The organism is Acinetobacter sp. F-1 (genome assembly GCF_022869025.1).
In the GTDB taxonomy this organism is placed as follows: Bacteria; Pseudomonadota; Gammaproteobacteria; order Pseudomonadales; family Moraxellaceae; genus Acinetobacter; species Acinetobacter pseudolwoffii.
In genome coordinates this window covers 58,047-75,633 of record NZ_JAJKFX010000013.1, presented here as the reverse complement: position 1 = coordinate 75,633, position 17,587 = coordinate 58,047, and the positions used below count along the sequence as shown (strand labels likewise).

18 protein-coding genes and 1 pseudogene are annotated in these 17,587 nt (G+C 38.2%); 5 read left to right on the top strand and 14 right to left on the bottom strand.

Going from position 1 to position 17,587, the window contains the following annotated elements:
* Window positions 1-20: 20 nt before the first annotated feature.
* The 3 genes from LOZ91_RS12025 to LOZ91_RS12015 form a co-directional block, all read right to left on the bottom strand.
* The gene (locus tag LOZ91_RS12025) at window positions 21-1,466 is read right to left on the bottom strand and encodes an MFS transporter (RefSeq protein WP_244783267.1); all 1,446 of its coding nucleotides are present in this window, start codon (window positions 1,464-1,466) and stop codon (window positions 21-23) included.
* A complete protein-coding gene (locus tag LOZ91_RS12020) occupies window positions 1,463-2,539 on the bottom strand; it encodes an MBL fold metallo-hydrolase (protein ID WP_005107643.1) in 1,077 nt (358 codons plus the stop codon). Before LOZ91_RS12020 ends, LOZ91_RS12025 begins: the two co-directional genes overlap by 4 nt.
* 224 nt (window positions 2,540-2,763) lie before the next feature.
* Entirely contained in the window at window positions 2,764-3,255 is a 492-nt protein-coding gene (locus LOZ91_RS12015; protein WP_005107644.1) for a cupin domain-containing protein, read from the bottom strand.
* Between the two features lie 172 nt (window positions 3,256-3,427).
* Between LOZ91_RS12015 and LOZ91_RS12010 the strand changes: the two genes are divergently transcribed.
* Window positions 3,428-3,784, top strand: coding sequence for a DUF202 domain-containing protein (locus LOZ91_RS12010; protein ID WP_005107645.1), 357 nt, complete (start codon window positions 3,428-3,430; stop codon window positions 3,782-3,784).
* Between the two features lie 360 nt (window positions 3,785-4,144).
* Here LOZ91_RS12010 and LOZ91_RS12005 read toward each other — a convergent pair whose 3' ends face one another.
* Window positions 4,145-4,981: an alpha/beta hydrolase gene (locus LOZ91_RS12005; protein ID WP_100355941.1), complete on the bottom strand. Its 837-nt coding sequence runs from the start codon at window positions 4,979-4,981 to the stop codon at window positions 4,145-4,147.
* A 159-nt stretch (window positions 4,982-5,140) separates the two neighbouring features.
* On the opposite strand from LOZ91_RS12005, the pseudogene LOZ91_RS12000 reads away from it, so the two are divergent.
* A pseudogene (locus LOZ91_RS12000) lies at window positions 5,141-6,293 on the top strand (IS3 family transposase).
* Window positions 6,294-6,390: 97 nt separating this feature from the next.
* Window positions 6,391-7,125, top strand: a complete 735-nt coding sequence (locus tag LOZ91_RS11995; RefSeq protein ID WP_244783266.1) for a Fic family protein — start codon at window positions 6,391-6,393, stop codon at window positions 7,123-7,125.
* Window positions 7,126-7,202: 77 nt separating this feature from the next.
* On the opposite strand, the gene LOZ91_RS11990 is transcribed toward LOZ91_RS11995, so the two are convergent.
* The 9 genes from LOZ91_RS11990 to madL form a co-directional block, all read right to left on the bottom strand.
* On the bottom strand, window positions 7,203-8,051 hold the full coding sequence (locus LOZ91_RS11990) for an acyltransferase domain-containing protein (RefSeq protein WP_228152458.1): 849 nt from the start codon (window positions 8,049-8,051) through the stop codon (window positions 7,203-7,205).
* A gap of 46 nt (window positions 8,052-8,097) precedes the next feature.
* Window positions 8,098-8,976, bottom strand: a complete 879-nt coding sequence (gene mdcB, locus LOZ91_RS11985) for a triphosphoribosyl-dephospho-CoA synthase MdcB (RefSeq protein WP_100328877.1) — start codon at window positions 8,974-8,976, stop codon at window positions 8,098-8,100.
* Window positions 8,954-9,634, bottom strand: a complete 681-nt coding sequence (gene mdcG / locus LOZ91_RS11980; RefSeq protein ID WP_100328878.1) for a malonate decarboxylase holo-[acyl-carrier-protein] synthase — start codon at window positions 9,632-9,634, stop codon at window positions 8,954-8,956. The genes mdcB and mdcG overlap by 23 nt, the downstream gene beginning before the upstream one ends.
* Window positions 9,635-9,645: 11 nt before the next feature.
* Window positions 9,646-10,362, bottom strand: a complete 717-nt coding sequence (mdcE, locus tag LOZ91_RS11975; protein ID WP_244783265.1) for a biotin-independent malonate decarboxylase subunit gamma — start codon at window positions 10,360-10,362, stop codon at window positions 9,646-9,648.
* A gap of 4 nt (window positions 10,363-10,366) precedes the next feature.
* Window positions 10,367-11,254, bottom strand: coding sequence for a biotin-independent malonate decarboxylase subunit beta (locus tag LOZ91_RS11970; protein WP_074383151.1), 888 nt, complete (start codon window positions 11,252-11,254; stop codon window positions 10,367-10,369).
* Between the two features lie 3 nt (window positions 11,255-11,257).
* A complete protein-coding gene (gene mdcC, locus LOZ91_RS11965) occupies window positions 11,258-11,566 on the bottom strand; it encodes a malonate decarboxylase acyl carrier protein (protein WP_244783264.1) in 309 nt (102 codons plus the stop codon).
* 5 nt (window positions 11,567-11,571) lie between these two features.
* On the bottom strand, window positions 11,572-13,227 hold the full coding sequence (gene mdcA / locus LOZ91_RS11960; protein ID WP_074383152.1) for a malonate decarboxylase subunit alpha: 1,656 nt from the start codon (window positions 13,225-13,227) through the stop codon (window positions 11,572-11,574).
* A 21-nt stretch (window positions 13,228-13,248) separates the two neighbouring features.
* Entirely contained in the window at window positions 13,249-14,010 is a 762-nt protein-coding gene (gene madM, locus LOZ91_RS11955; RefSeq protein WP_005107671.1) for a malonate transporter subunit MadM, read from the bottom strand.
* Window positions 14,011-14,073: 63 nt separating this feature from the next.
* Entirely contained in the window at window positions 14,074-14,475 is a 402-nt protein-coding gene (madL, locus tag LOZ91_RS11950; RefSeq protein ID WP_074383153.1) for a malonate transporter subunit MadL, read from the bottom strand.
* 137 nt (window positions 14,476-14,612) lie between these two features.
* Here madL and LOZ91_RS11945 point away from each other — a divergent pair, with 137 nt between their 5' ends.
* Both LOZ91_RS11945 and LOZ91_RS11940 read left to right on the top strand, forming a co-directional pair.
* On the top strand, window positions 14,613-15,281 hold the full coding sequence (locus LOZ91_RS11945; protein ID WP_100328880.1) for a GntR family transcriptional regulator: 669 nt from the start codon (window positions 14,613-14,615) through the stop codon (window positions 15,279-15,281).
* A 331-nt stretch (window positions 15,282-15,612) separates the two neighbouring features.
* Window positions 15,613-16,344, top strand: a complete 732-nt coding sequence (locus LOZ91_RS11940; RefSeq protein ID WP_244783263.1) for a Fic family protein — start codon at window positions 15,613-15,615, stop codon at window positions 16,342-16,344.
* 133 nt (window positions 16,345-16,477) lie between these two features.
* Here the strand turns inward: LOZ91_RS11940 and LOZ91_RS11935 are convergent, their stop codons facing one another.
* Entirely contained in the window at window positions 16,478-17,098 is a 621-nt protein-coding gene (locus LOZ91_RS11935; protein ID WP_244783262.1) for a hypothetical protein, read from the bottom strand.
* Window positions 17,099-17,587 lie beyond the last annotated feature (489 nt).

Below are 17,587 nucleotides of genomic sequence, written 5' to 3'. Positions count from 1 at the left end.
CTTTGAATCAGATAATCTATTTATACTTTTTCTTCATCATCTTTTAGAATATCTTTTTGCATTTTTTTCGCTGTTCTATCTGGATTAAGGAATATTACAGCAGCTAATCCTACAATTAATAAATAGATACCAATATAAGAAAAACTTAAGTTCATTCCCATAACTAGTTTATTGAGCATTATAGCATCTGGAAGTATTCCCTTTACTGGCTGGATGTATCCTGCAGACTCCATAAACATTCCTACCATAGTTGGCGAAATCATCCCCCCTAAAGAGGCTAGAGCCGTAACAGTCGCCATAACAGCTGCCCGTTGTTTAGAACAAATACTATAGGCCAAAGTAATAGGTGCTAATGGGAATGTCATCGCCAAACCTGCAGCAATGGTCAAAACACCAACTGCAGCAATCCCTGTCGTATAAGGTAATAGTAAAAAGAAAATACCTGACATTAAAATTAAGATACCAAATACACAGCCTAAGGATTTATGTACTGAGCACCCTTTTTTCATTAAAATTTTAGATAGATAGCCTGCTACCAATAAAGTTAAAGCGCCAAATATCCATGGAAAAGTTGAAATCATACCGATCATCTGAGGAGACGTGTCTATAACCGCAGATAGGTAGCGAGGCGACCATGTGGTTAAAAAGCCCATAGCCCAAAAACATCCAGCACCTGCTAAAAAAGCAGAAATGAACATGGGTGAAATAAAAACTTTAAATAAAGGTACTACTTTTAATTGGTCTGAAAACTCAGCAATACTTTTATTATTAATATAACTTGTACTAGGATGCACAAGTGGTTTAGGTTGAGTAAGCTGCTGTTTCGCTTTGATATGACTATATGGCCCTTCTTTCGCAATTAAAAACCATAATAAACTCCAGCCAAGACCAAAAAATCCTAAAAAACCAAATGCCCATCTCCACCCATAAGAGGGATGAGCGATGATTGCAGCCAATATAGGTGCAGCAATAATTGGTCCCAAGGTTGATCCTATTGCAACTAAACTACTTGGCAAACCACGCTCCTTGGGTGCATACCATCCATGGATATGCTGCAAAGTGATAGGGGTTGCTGGCCCTTCTGCAGCCCCTAAAATAATGCGTGTAACCAGAAGGAGAGTTACCCCCCCCCCCATCAACATAGGAAATTGCAAAACTGCCCATGCAATTCCCATAACCAATAGAATCCATCGTGTTTGTATTTTAGCTGCCAAAAAACCTACCGCAATCGATGAAATAGCAAATAAAAAGAAAAAAGAACTACCAATAAAACCGAATTGACTACTCGACATTCCTAGTTCACGCATTGCGGGTTCAGCTACCAGGCCTAAAACAGCTTTATCAGCAAAGTTGATCATTTGGAATATGATGAGCATTCCAGTAATTAACCACGCTCGACTTGTAATTCTCCCAGTTTCTAATGGCTCTATAAGTGAAGTAGGAAGGCTTTTGATTTGGCTTTTCATGTATTTACCTCCCGTAAAAACTCATGTGCTCTGCGCTCATCAAGATGAGTTTTTACAATATCAATTACATTAAAAGTATCATTATCTTCTGCTGCCAATACCAAACCATCGAAATCATTTTGAGCAGTATTGACCATCTTCTGAACATCTGCTGAGTCTGGTGTATTTGGTACAATATGATGCAGGATAAGTGCTTTCACATTTGCTTCTTGGGCAACTACGCCTACTTTCTCATAAGATGTGTGAGATTCTTCAAGATGGACTGCAATACCGTTGCGTGTCGGTCCCTCAGGGAACGTAGCTAAAATTGCGTCTAGATCAATAACCTCATGCATTAATACATCTGCGTCTTTGGCTAGTAAAATACAGTTTTTAGAATATGTCGTATCACCTGAAATTACGACAGAACCATATTTAGAATCGAACCGGAAACCAAAAGCAGGAAAACATAGACGGTGGTCTACCAAAATTGTGCTCACTTTAACCAGCTCATCTTCATAAATGACGAAAGGTTCCATTTCCGGATGTCGATTATGGACAGGGTCTGCTTTGGCATTTTCAGGAATCTGAATATCAAATGCCTTAATCCATTCGGTTGGACTTGAACGACCTTCATCTGCCATTCGAATTGCAATATCTGATGCAAATACATTGTGTATTAAAGCATCAACCATCGCAGCTGTTCCTACCATAGGATGATCCCCGCCACAACAGCCTTTAATTTTGGGATGAGTATGAGTCGGCATAGCTGGATTTTGTAAAGGCTTTCCAGGACCATAAATTTGGATAGGCTGGCTAAAAGACTCACCTGGGACTTGCCAACCTGTGAATAAATAAGAGCCTAAATCATAGATATGGTCAGAGTGATGATGAGTAATAAAAATACCTCGTAACTCACCCCAAGTAGCATGACTTCTATAATTACGAATACTCCCCATACCACAATCGACGATATAGGTTGCATTATCTATACAAATAGCTGTTGAGATTCCTGCTCTAGAACTAGATACGATTGGGCCACCACCTGTACCTAAAGCAATAATTTTCATTCCCTGTTGATTATTAATTTTCATTGAATAGTCCTTTTAAATTCATGCTAATAACACTCTATAAATATAATTTATTTTATTCTTCGACTAATATTCACTTTTTATAAATTTATTATGCTTAATTTAATTTTTTTCATTTGCTTAAATCTAAGTGAACACACAATAATTTTTGGTAAAATAATTAAATAAAAAGCCTTCATAATTATGAAGGCTTTTTATTTAATTATTTAGAATAAATATTTTAACGATTAGAACTCACAGTTAGGAAGGCTGGATGGATTAAAGAAACGAATATTACGAGCTGCTGAGACCTGGACTACCTTCTCTGGATCTGTCAAATTGTGCAGTTCTGAAAACAAACTGGCTAAATCATTACCTGGACTTACCCAAAAAACACCTTTAGCGGGGCCTTCTGAAGTAACTTTATATCCATGTGTTGTTCCACGTGGCCAATAAAGATAATCCCCTGCTTTGGCAGTTGTCCATTCACCGTCTAAATATAGCGAATACTCGCCCTCAAGAATAAAAGCATGTTCATCCTGTACAGGATGCATATGAGGAGGAACAAAAGTTCCAGGAGGATCATTTGAAATCCAAGCAAAACTTGACTGTTGATCTCCTCCTAATATAGGTTCATATACATGTCCAAGCACATTCCATTTAATATTTTTAAGCTCTTTATTTAATCGTGTTTCATTAAACACTAAAGAAGATAAATGTTTCTGATCTAGCATTTGCATTGTAAGTCTCCCTTTTTTGTTATTTCAACAACTTTTCAAAATATGAACTATGCATTTATTAAGGAGTTTCTATTCAAATAAGACATATAAAATACATAGATTATCATCTAAGAATGCATAGCATTTATTACTCAAGAGTTATATATTCTAGATTTTAACTGATCAAAAAATTATGAAAAATTTAATTAAAATCATTAAACTAACTGATGGAGAAGACCCGGATCCTCGTTTTACACTTGCCAATGAGAGAACATTTTTAGCATGGAATAGAACAGCACTCGCTATATTAGTGGGTGCCATAGCATTTATTACATTGAATAATGGAATAATTGAAGAAGTAATTGCCAATCATATTTTTATCTCTTTAATTTTACTTTCTATTCTTCTTAGTATTAGCGCTATTTTTCGTTGGTTTAGAGTTGAATATGCACTGAGAACCAAACAGTCTCTCCCCTATCCTTTTATGGCCCCGATATTATCAATTTTTAGTTTAATTCTAATTATATTTATTTTTATTCATATTAAATAGGAATTATTATGCAAGATAGTGGACTTCAACCTGAAAGAACTTTTTTATCTATAGAAAGGAGTTTATTTTCTTATATCATAGTAAACTTTACTTTTTTTAAATATTTGATCAATAAGCCTTATTATTTTTTTTATATTTCTATTTTCATTACCACAGCAATTTGTCTCTATTATTTTGTTTTACTCATTAACTTTAATAAAATAAAAACCTTAAGAACTGATAATAAAAATTTAATTACTTATCGTCTCATATTATTATCTTCGGCTATTTTCACCATAATCTTAGCTATAGCAGCTATTTTTATTATTTATTAATAAAAAAACTACTCTTTGAAAGTAGTTTTTTTAATTTTTTAAATTTTTATATATTTGTAGATGTATAAAGTCTTTCAATTGATTTTACAATTTCACCATTTCTAAGAAAGTGAAAAAGCAAACTAAAATGATCACTGTCTTTAAGAACTCTAAAATTTGCTAAATTCCCTTTAAACTCCCACAGTTCTTTCATTTTTTGGGATTGTTGAATGAAGGCTTCGGTTTCATAACTTCCAACAAAAAACTCAGCAGGAACTAAATCGTCAGATACTCTTAATATCGGTGAATTCTCCCTTGCCTGAGAACTATCTAATTTAATATTTATATTTAAGCTAGTAGATATCAAAGGAACTAAATCGTATATACCACTGATAGGAATTATACCCTTAACATTTAACCAGTCTTTTATTAAACATCTGGTATTTAATACGAGCTCTGTTGTTAAGTGCGCACCTGCCGAATGCCCACAAATATACATAGGTAATTTTTTTGAATCAAAATTTAAAAGTGTATTTAATGTAAATAAAGAATAACTTAATGATTTTTTTATTTTTTCAATACTTACTTCTGGGCAAAGAGGATAATTCATAATTGCAACATGATATCCAAGTTCTGCTAAATGGTCAGCAATAAAGTAAAACTGGTTTTTATCTCTTGATTGCCAATACCCCGCATGTAGGTAAACAAAAATTGCTTTTGCATCCCCTACTGCATAGCACAGGTCAAAGCATTCTCGCTCATGAAAACCATAATATATATTTTTTTTCCATTTTTTGCTGATCAATGCTAAATGATTTAGCTCTTTGAACTTAGCCATCACTTCATTATAATTATTGTTTTTCTGCCCGACAACATAATCATTTTCAAAATTGATAGTATTCATTTCTATTATCTCTATTTATTAACCACTCATCTATTACATAGTTTTATATATATTCTCACTATTCAAAAATTATTTTTTTTTATCCTCTTTAGATAGATTGAATTGCCACCACTCTCCTAGACAAATTTCGTCTATTCTTTTTGCATAGGAGAGAACCTTATGAGTGGACAACGCTATACCCCAGAATTTAAAGATGAAGCTGTTAAATTGATTACCGAACGTGGATATTCTGTCACTGATGTTGCAGAACGTTTAGGTGTATCACAACACAGCATTTATAAATCGCTAAAGGCCGTACAGCCTTTACGCAACAATCCTGATGAACATGAATTGCTCGAAGCAAAGAAAGAAATCCTTCTCCTTAAAAGTCAGCTTAAACAGACAGAAGAGGAACGGGATATTCTAAAAAAGGCCGCAAGGTACTTTGCAAGCCTGCCCGAGTAAAGTATCAGTTTATCCTGGAATACAGCCATCAATTTAAGATTAAAACGATGTGTCGGGTTCTTAAGATTGCTCGTGCTGGCTACTATGCCTGGTTGCATGAACCCGAATCAGGCAGGACGATTGAAGATAAGCGGTTATTACAGCTCATCCGTTCTTCTTATGATGCCAGTTATGGCATCTACGGTTATCGTCGCATTACGCTAGATCTAAAAAAAGCTAGGTGAAGCTGTGGACCTAATCGTGTGCTGAAGATCATGAAGAACAATGGTATTGCCGCTGTTCGAGGATATAAGAAGCATAGAGGTTATGGCTGTGGTCGTCCTCAAATTGTGCCACCAAATCACTTAAATCGAGAGTTTGTTGTAAACACACCTGATACCTCTTGGGTGACTGATATTACCTACATCCGTACTTGGCAAGGCTGGTTATATCTGGCTGTGGTTCTTGATTTATATTCGAGAAAAGTCATCGGTTGGTCAATGAAGCCTACGCTTGCTAAGGATATCGTTTTGGATGCACTTCTTATGGCAGTATGGCGACGCAGACCCAATGAGCCTGTGATCATACATTCAGACTAAGGCTCACAATACAGCAGCGGAGACTGGCATAAATTCTGTCAGAAGCATAACTTGATTCCCAGTATGAGCCGCGGAGGCCTTGCGCAGTATACTGCTCATGGGACAATGCTGTTGCTGAATCCTTTTTTAGCAGCTTAAAGAAGGAAAGAATTAAAAAGAAGATCTATAAAACACGAGAAATGGCTCGTGCAGATGTGTTTGATTACATCGAGATGTTTTACAATCGAATCAGGCGTCATTCGCATCTCGATGAGATGAGTCCAGAAGTCTTTGAGGCAGCTTCAAAATGAGGCTGTCTCGTGTCTAGGATACTGGGAGCAGTCCATCTCATTTCTTTGATATTTTTTTTGATGTATTATTCTTTTAGACTCATTCAGGGATAAGTTAATGTTTGAAATTATTGATGATTTAAAAAATAAATTAGATCGGCATCGTCCCCTATCACCTGCAATAGTAAAAAATTTAAAAGAAGATCTTATTGTACGATGGACTTATCACTCCAATGCTATTGAAGGTAATACACTTACTCTCTTAGAAACTAAAGTTGTATTAGAAGGTATAACTGTCGGTGGAAAAGCGTTAAGAGAGCACTTCGAAGCAATTAACCATCGTAATGCAATCTACTACGTTGAAGACATTATCAGAAAAGAAGAACCTTTTTCTGAATGGCAAATCCGCAATATACATCAACTCATTTTAAAAAATATTGATGATGAGAATGCAGGACGTTATCGTCAGCAAAATGTCCTAATCTCTGGTGCTACATCTACCCCGCCTGATTACACATTATTAAATGACAAGATGGCTCAGCTAGTTGATTGGTACAATTCAGAGGCACATAAGCTTCACCCCATTGAATGTGCAGCTAAAGTACATGCTGATTTTGTTGGCATTCATCCATTCATTGATGGCAATGGGCGTACATCACGTCTATTGATGAATCTTGAATTATTAAAAGCTGGCTATCCGCCTTGTGTTATCACTGTAGAAAATCGCTTGGCTTACTATGAGGCTTTGGATCAGTGGATGGCATATGGGAAGACCGAAGCTTTTATTCAATTGGTTTCGGATGCAGTAATCGAAGGATTTAAACCCTATCAAGTAATTTTGAATTTAAATTAAGGATTTGGCCAAATAAATATTTCAAATATATTTGCAAGACAAAGACCTATCCATAATTAATCTTCACATTTTCTAAATTACATCCTGGACTGTTTGTCTAACCATACCTGGAACCCAGACCAACTTTTAAAATCATCCACTGCACGCACGAGACAATTTGGATTGCGTTCTAATAGCATTTTACTCAAGGCACTGCCCGGCCCAATTTCTAATACTACATCAGGCTGGTTTTCTTGTATTACTGTTAAACAGGCATCCCAGTCAATAGCATGATTCATTTGGTGAATCAGCGCATTAACTGCATCTGTGGTCTTAAAAAACTTATGTCCACCCGAACCGCTGATCATGGCCGTGCATAAATGAGCAAAGTCTTGTTGCTGTAAAACCTGCTGATACGGCTGTACTGCAGCATCCATCCATACGGTATGCGATGCAATGGTAACATTCAACCGTTTAACAAAACGTGTTCCTCGCAATTCGAGTTGCTGAGCCAGCTGCTGTAAATTCGTATCAGCCCCCCCCACGACAAAACTACTATCACTCAGTTTAATAGAAAGTGCGGTTGACGTTTCTGTCAACAACTCTTGAAGCGTATTGAAATTAATTCCCTGGACAGCCATTAAGCCACTTGCGTCCTGGGCAGCTGAAGACATCAACGAGGCACGCTGCTGGGCTAAATACAAGCCTTGTTCCAAACTTATCTGCGTTGCACAAATGAGTGCACTTAACTCTCCGAGTGAATAACCTGAGAAGCTCATAAGGTCCTCAATCTCAGGTTTTAACTTTTGCCAACGACACCATTGCAAAGCAAAAATAAAAGGCTGCGCGAACTCATTCGGATACAGATCAACTTCGGTCAAATCTGAACAAAATAGCTTCGGCAAATACAGTTTTAATTCATCTACTACTTGCAGTTCTTTCGCCATGCTTCGGAGCTCATGCACATGCGCTAAGTTCTGAAGTCCTTGACCACTAAATATGATTGCGAAATTCATTTTCTACCTTTAGCAAGAACAAAGTTACTCCCAATAAATCTGCACTACCACCTGGACTTAAACGATGTTGAACAAAATAATTCTCTATTTTAGACACATCTTTTACCCAGTGCTGTTGTAGTACACCACCCCTTGCTAAAAACTGTTTTGCTATATCCTGCACAAGATATAAGGCCGATAAACCGCCGCGCCAAACAATATTGGTATCTTGTACATAGGCCATAAGGCTGAATAGGCTTTGAATTGAAGCCTGTTGGATATTGGCCGTTTGGGTATAAATGTCGATATACGTTGGTAAGGCAATATCCATCACCGTTTTAAAACCTGAAGCCACTTCTTCAATCGCGCCTGTGATGCCATATTGGCGACGCATACGTTGTCCATGACTATTCGGGTCACGTTGCAAATGATGTAACAGTTCATCCTGCCAAGTGCTTTGAATTTTTTGACTGATTGAGCCTGTATTCAACGAACTATCAGTTGCTAGACATTGCCCGACTGCTGCACTGGCAAAACCTAAATTAAAAATCGCCCCTTTATGGGTATTGATCTGCTGAGTGGCAGTCATCATCTTCTGTTCAGCTAAAATGCCACACTGTCGAATCTCTTCAAAATTGACATCACGATAGCCATTCAAACATTGTGCCTGAAAATAGCCTTGTAAAGCATCGACACTGGATTGGAATAAGCTAAAGTCCATATCACTATGACTGCCCTGCGAACTTGGACAAACCAAACCGGGCTTATGTTCTAAACTGGCTTCATCCAATAACGCCATACATGCCAAATGGTCTAATGTTTCAGCAGTAGTGATAATGCTTGGGCATAAAACTTCATGTGGTTGTAGCATCTGCATATTCCAGCTTCCCTTCGAATAATTGTTCTAATCTCAGCATCTCGACACGCTGAATTCCTTTTACGATCACTTGCTGTTTCATTTCAGGAAAAACCGCAATTAGTTCATTAAATGACACATGCCAGTCTGGATGGATTTGAATCTCGCCGTCTAAATGAACTGAACTCTGTGCCTGGACTTGCTGTATTAACTGTAAAATTTCCGGCACATCATTTTGATGCTGTGGATATAACAGCATATCTAAATCTGAAACCGGTCTGACATAGGCCTCCCGCGTGAGAGCTTGGTAGGCATAAGAGCCATAGACATATACTTCACAGCCTCGTTGTTCTAGCTTGTCTGCAAAATCACTTAGGATCTCACGCTGGAAGATCTGTAAGTCAGCTTTTAACAAGGCCCGTAGGGAAAGCGGTCGAGTGATCTGTTCAATATTGTATTCTGCGACCCAACAGGCTACACGATATTTATAACCTTCCACCAAACAGTTGATCGCCAACTTCACCTGTCCCGCATCCAGCCCTTCCTGCCGGCAAACAGTCATTGGAACATGTTGGCTCAGCAATTGAGACACTTTCAGTTTCACTGTTTCAGGTAAAGAAACATCCAAAAATTGTAAAGTGGCTGAATCACGCAGATAAGCGAAGTCATGACGATCCATATCTGCTTTCCTTAACTATGAACGACTTTCTCGATTATGTGATTACACAACACGCGTCCTTGACGCTGTTGCCCAACTATACGACGCTGATCCACAAGATAAGATTCAATATGTTGTTGTTGATTTAACAGCACTTGGCTAACCCAATCGGTCTCCAAATCTGGCCAAATGGCATTGATTGCACCCATCTTGTAAAAGTTTTCCGCACCGGGAGCAAAAATAGCTGAACTTTGTGAAAGTTCTTTTAACTTATCGGCGGGAATTTTTGTCACCCTTGCCATTGCGTTAAGATCCATCACTTTGACTTGGGAATCACTCAGTGCATAGACTTCGTTCGCCATTAAGCCATAGGAAAGGAATCCACCACTTACGGCTTGGCCAAAAATAATCGCGAGGTTGGCGTGCCCACTTCTGCGCAGTAAATCTACACAGGATGCCAAATGGGCAAAGGTTCTGTTTAAGCAGAGTAACTCATCTGCACGAGAAAGGTCTTGGCCTTGCGTATCCACAACAAACACCACAGGTGTCTGTTGCTTCTGCTGTACCAGCTGTAAGATTTCACCTGCCAGTTCCATGGCAATCTGTTGATTAATGGGTGCTGCATTGACTGTGCCGAGAATCCGCACCGGACCTGCATCCGTCTGCGCACTACCTTTAATTACATAACCTTCGATCTGGTAATCTAACTGATGCGGAAATAATTGTTGTAAGAGTACTTCTGTATTCATGAGCTCATCCTTGCTTTAACAACACAACTTCATGGGCAGACAACATCGGAATTTTTTCTGGCTGTGAAATTCCCATCTCGTGCCAGATTTGTAAACCATCATTTTTACCAAACCAGCGTTGGTACTGGTGCTCAAGCTGTTGCTGTTGCTTCAATAATTGTTCTAAGTCTAAAGGAGCTACCTTAGCGTCGAGTTGCGTTAAAATCGCATCACGAATATCTGCAATATCATCCTCAACCAAAGCCTGTACATGATTTAGTAAATAACGATGTTTACCGCCTGTAACACGCCAAACCAATGCACGATCTTTCGAGTCAAACTCTTCTACGCCTTTGACCGTTTCAATCACTTCTGGGCCAGATAGTGCCAAACGCCCTTCTTCGGTCATGATAATAGTACTGCTCAAACAAGCGCTAATCCCCATACCACCGAAAGCGCCACAGGTGCCGCCAATCACGGTAATAATCGGAATACCTGCATTTCTTACCTGCAACATCGCACGCATAATTTCGGAAATAGCGATAAGACCTGCATTAGCTTCATGCAGACGTACACCACCTGAATCGACAAAAAATACGACTGCTTGAGTTTGATCTTGAATCGCTTTATGTAAGAGGCCTACAATTTTCGCCCCGTGGATTTCACCCACAGCACCGCCCATAAACTGGCCTTCTTGAGCCATAATATGCACTGGTGTTCCATTCAAACGCGCTGTACCAATAATCACGCCATCATCAAAACTTCCCGGAATATCCAAAGCAGAGAGATGTGGGCTAACTTCAATTTCAGCAGGCTTTAATATTTCATTAAAACTGTGTTCATCGACGACCGCTTGAATACGTGCACGAGCAGTTTTTTCATAAAAACTGTTTTTGAGCATTACTTGATCCATGTTCTATACTCCCTTAAACATAGATATTGCTTGGCTTAAGCGCAGGTTTACCACCGCTGGAGTCGCCCCCATATCATTTAACTGAAATTTAAGCCCTGCCACCGCATGACGTTGTGCAAACTCATTCAATACTGACTGCCAAACATGTTGAAAACCGACCGCTGATGTAGTGACTTCAATCTGACAAATATCCGCCTGATCATGCCGTGAAACTAAGACTTCTAAATTTCCAGATCCTACTACACCACAAATGACAGCTGCTTGTTGAGCACTTAACGGTGCTGATTGCAATTCAAATTTTAACTTTTCCATGTCGATCACCAGTTTCTAAAGCGACTCGGGGGACTATATAAACCACCCGACCATTTAACTAAATCTTTTACCGATTTTGCCGCCAACAAATCACGACTGACCTGTGTTGGATCGATATCCAAATCTTCTGGATGTTGAATAATGCCGCGCTGGCGTAACTCTTTCACTTTGGCCTCATCACGCTGTATACCTACGGGTGTATAACCTGCCACACCACGAATCGCTTGTTCACGTTCTTCAGGTGTGCGACATAACAGTAAGTTGGCAATGCCTTCTTCTGTCACAATATGGGTTACGTCTTCGCCATAAATCATGATTGGCGGGAGTTCGCTCTCCATTTTTTCCTGCAACTGCCACGCATCTAACTCTTCTACAAATACAGGATGCATATGTTCACGGTAGGTTTCGACCATCTGCACTACCAATTTACGGCCTTTGATCATTTTGCCATCCACCGCTTCACGGCCAGCTTTGGTATATGCATAACTGGCATGACGACGCCCATGGGGATCAGAACCCATATTTGGTGCACCGCCAAAACCAGAAATTCGGTCCACTGTTGCGGTTGAACTGTTGCCTTGTAAATCGATTTGTAAAGTTGAACCAATAAATAAGTCGCAGGCATATAGACCTGCAGTCTGGCTAAAGGCTCGATTGGAACGCATGCTGCCATCACTGCCTGTAAAGAAAACATCTGAACGTTCTTTAATATAGTCTTCCATCCCCACTTCAGAACCGAAGCTATGAATCGAATCAACAAATCCACTTTCAATGGCTGGAATCAAAGTCGGATGTGGATTTAATGCCCAATTGGTACAGATCTGTCCTTTTAATCCTAAGGATGCTGCATAGGTAGGTAGTAGTAATTCAATCGCAGCAGTGTCAAAACCAATGCCATGATTTAATCGCTGAATTTTATAAGGTGCATATATTCCCTTAATGACCATCATTGCCATTAAGATTTGTACTTCGGTAATTTGTGCAGGGTCGCGTGTGAACAACGGTTCTATATAGTTGTACTTAGGACTTTCGATATAAAAATCGACCCAGTCAGCGGGTACATCGACACGCGGTAACTTATCTACAATTTCGTTCACCTGTACAATCACAATACCGCTTTTAAATGCAGTTGCTTCAATAATTGCAGGTGTATCTTCAGTATTGGCACCTGTATAAAGGTTACCTTCACGATCGGCCGCATGTGCCGTAATCAAACAGACATTTGGTGTCAGATCAATAAAGTAACGTCCATACAGCTCTAGATAAGTATGGATTGAACCAATACTAATTTTTTGCTGCTGTACCAATTGTGCTAGACGCAGACTTTGAGGACCTGCGAAGGAAAAATCGACTTTAGAGGCAATGCCCTTTTCAAACACATCAATATGACTGGGTAAAGCCAATACCGACTGCACGATATGTAAGTCATGAATGACCTCTGGATTACATTGACTTAAACTCTTTGACAGGAAATCAGCCTGCTTTTGATTATTACCTTCTAAGCAAACGCGATCACTACTGGAAATCACGGTTTCCAAAAGTTCAATCACCCGAGCATGCTCAACTTGTTTTACAAACCCTTTTTCTTTGGCAAGATTCAGTTTTTCTTGTCTACGGGTGCGCTGCTTATCCCATAAGCGCGTCTTAACCATTTGGTTCATGGAGTCACCTTTATGCTGTGCTTAGCCGAAGATGGCATTGATTGTAAGAAAAAAAACTGACGGACCAAGTAAACAACCAAGACCGGTATAAAAAGTTGCGACCAATGCACCATATGGCACCAAACGCACATCGGTTCCTGCCAAGCCTGCTGCTGTACCACTGGTCGATCCTGCCATTCCACCAAAAACCATGGCAGAACGTGGACTTTTCAGATACATGAATTTCGCAAACAGAGGGGTTCCCACCATGAAAAATACTGCTTTAATCAGACCAATTGCAATTGATAAGGCAATCACTTCTGAGCTCGCACCAATGGCTGAACCTGTCACTGGTCCAACGATATAAGTCATTGCACCTGCACCAATTGTAGTCATTGAAACGGGGTCTTTATAGCCCATCAACCATGCTACCAGTGCACCAATCAAAAATGGAATTACACAGCCCAGTCCAAGCGCGATCAAACCCACTTTTCCTGCTTTTTTCACTTCTTTGACATCAACTTCAAACGCCGTTGAGGCAATGGCCAAGTCACGAATCATGGCGCCACCGAGTAAAGCAAAACCTGAGAAAATGGCGATATCTGAAATGCCCTTTTCACCTTGAGTATAAATTCCTGCAAAATAGGCCAAGACCAACCCCATGGTGATGGCGATGGCTGAGCTTTGTAATTTGCCTTTGGTGAGATATTTCGACAAAAGATGCGATACATACATCATCAAACCAGTCACTGCGAGCGCCGCGACGAGGGCATTTTTGGTAAAAACCGTAATTATTTCTTCCATTGCGTTTCTTCCTTGCAACCGTACAGCTGATTGTTATTTCGTGTTATGACAACACTCTTGTCCTTAAGTGGCTTTTTCAGTCGGCTCTACCGCCCATTCATAGCTTTCATAATCGCCACTGGATTTATTCAACCAACGAATCACCAAGACGGTGCCAATCAAAGACGCAACCGAAACAATCAGGCCCAACATCCCGCCTGACATAGCAGCAACTACGTTTTGGCCTGCCGACATTGCAACTACAATCGGGATATACATACCTGACCAGTACAGCACACCAAATTGAGTCACTTGAGGTAAGTGTCCACGTTTAGCTAATAGTTCTTTCGATAGAATTAATAAAATCATGGCGATTGCCACACCACCTACATTTGCTTGGACACCGAGTGCAATCCCGAGGGCATTGCCTAGATAAACACCAAGTAAATGGCAAACTGCCAGTATGGCTGTTCCGTAAATAATCATTGCTGAATCCTCCCTGGATCATGCAGCACTTCTAATAATCTGACTTATAATTTGGTATAGTTATAGCTTATCTGTATCCAGTGTACAATGCTTTGTACTCAAATAAACATATATTGTATACAATTTTTTGGTGATGTATGACTTCAATTGCGGAACTTCCTCTTTCTATTCAAATTAGTAAAAAGTTAGAGGATGATATTATTTATGGTTTTTTCCTGCCTGGGACTAAGCTGGATGAACAAGAGCTGTGTGAACGCTACGGTGCCTCACGCACCCCGATCCGTGAGGCATTAAAGCTATTGGCCGCTGAAGGTTTGGTTGAAATTCGCCCACGTCGTGGCGCAATTATTCCAGCCATTAACTCACTCACCCTTTGTGAAATGTTCGAAGTGATGGCTGAATTAGAAGCCATGTGTGGACGACTGGCTGCACGACGTATTCAACCTGAAGAAAAGCAAGAATTAAAGCACTTACATCAGTTATGTCAGGACTATTTAAATCAGAACGACTCAGAAAATTATTATGAGGCCAACCGTTTATTTCACTTTGCCATTTATAAAGCTAGTCATAATGCCTTTTTAATTGAACAAGCCTGCACTTTACACAAACGTTTGCACCCGTACCGTCGCCTACAACTCCGCGTCAACCATCGAATGAATCATTCCTTTACAGAGCATAGTGAAATCTTAGAGGCCATTTTTGCAGGCAATGAACAAGAAGCCGAGGCTTTACTGAAAGCACATGTCGTGATTCAAGGTGAGAAATTTACCGACTTTATTTCAACCTTAGAGCATTTAAAATTATAGATATCTATGGCGGCATCAGATTTGGATTTTCTAGTAATAATATTTATGCCGCCTCTCTTCTGATGATGGCGTCAATTGAACTAAAATCCTAACCTATTCATTCTAAAGCTCTTTTATTGAATAAAAAAATTCATTGACCCAATTTTGACTCAAATTAGATTTAGTACATTGAATCACTTTAAAATATTGTTCAAATCCTAATTCAGGATTTGAAGGGTGTACCGATTCTACTATTATTATAATCTAATAAAAATATCATGTTATAACATATCATTTATTTGATATTTTTTTTTGATGTATTATTCTTTTAGACATATTTAGGGACAAGGTAATGTTTGAAATTATTGATAATTTAAAAAATAAATTAGATCAGCATCCCCTCCTATCCCCAGTAATAGTAAAAAATTTACAAGAAGACCTTATTTTACGATGGACTTATCACTCGAATGCTATTGAAGGGAATACACTTACTCTTTTAGAAACGAAAGTCGTGTTAGAAGGCATAACTGTCGGTGGGAAAACATTAAGAGAACATTTCGAGGCAATTAACCATAGAAATGCTATTTATTACGTTGAAGATATTATTAGAAAAGAAGAGCCATTTTCTGAATGGCGAATTCGCAATATCCATCAGCTTATCTTAAAGAATATTGACGATGATAATGCTGGCCGATATCGCCAGCAAAACATATTGATTTCAGGTTCTACAACTACACCACCGGACTATACATTGCTCAATGACAAAATGACTCAGCTAGTCGACTGGTACAACTCAGAGGCACATAAGCTTCATCCGATTGAACGTGCAGCTAAAGTACATGCTGATTTTGTAGGTATCCATCCATTCACTGATGGCAATGGCCGTACATCACGTCTTTTGATGAATCTAGAATTGTTAAAAGCTGGTTACCCACCTTGTGTCATCACTGTAGAAAATCGATTGGCTTACTATGAAGCTCTAGATCAATGGATGGCATATGGAAAAACTGAAGCTTTTATTCAATTGGTTTCGGATGCAGTAATTGAAGGATTTAAACCATATCAGGTGGTTTTAGGGCTTTAAAATAAGAGCTAGGCTTTATGGTATTTTATAAAAATATGGGTAAGGATAATCCTCACCCATTTATAAATAACAACTCTATTAAATAATTTAGGGATTAGACTTTGATACTATTTTTCTTCATATAGATCAAAATTTAAAGTGATGCTAAACCATCATAGCCTTTAAACCCTTCAACCTTATTAACTAATTTGCACCCCTTAAATGCCCCCTGATTTTCTCTAATATACATCTGTGTTTGAGCGAAACTTTCATTTCTTTCACTTACATCACCATATATACCATACGTACATTTCTGATTACCTAGACCTCGATCACTAATAATAATGGTTAATTCGTTAAAATTTGGTGCTGTGAAAACATTAGCAACCATATTTTTTTCTCTAGAAACGGTTTCAAGCATTACCACCCATGCATCATTACTATCACCTGCTGGATCTATAAGCTCAGGCGGTGATTCAATATCAAAATATCTACCATCGAAGGGTGATTCTTTAAATGCTTTCGAAACTCGTTCTCTAAACCATGAGTCCTTTGAATATAATGTGCTAAAGGAGTAAGAACAATCATATGGCAAATTAAAAAAACCATTAATAAATTCAGTACGGTCTAAACATTGTTTAGATACTATTCTTTTTACATTAACCTTCTTATCTATCTGTGGAGTAACTTTAGGAGGTATACCTGAATAACTATGGGCACTTAAACTAAGCAAAAGGCAAATGCTTACACTTGATAGTAATGATCTTAAATACATTTCTACTTCTCTTCTATTAAAATTTTAATATATGAATTATTTAAATTATAAAATATTAAATTGGTTAAAGCATATACGATTAAAGTATTATTTTTATAGAAAAAGCATCAAGATAACAACCACTTATTATTAAGTTTTTCTTACCAAATAAAATATCATATTAATTTTATTTAACCACTAACATTCAAAAGCCGAATTAAAACAATCAATAACAAAAATTTTTAATTCTAAAATATTTCAACTCATATCAAATTTATCTCTAAATAGATTTCATTACAATAATTAATAGTATAAAATTCAAACACTAAAACAAATACATAAATATATACTTTTATATATTATTTTTTATGAAAATTTATCATGAATATATAAGGACTAACCTTATAAGTAGACACCTATTATTTTAGGTCAGGAATAAATTTAAATACATTGTCAATTAATACAATTATTTTTCAATTTCCATTAGCTTAAAATCAACTCAATATCAAA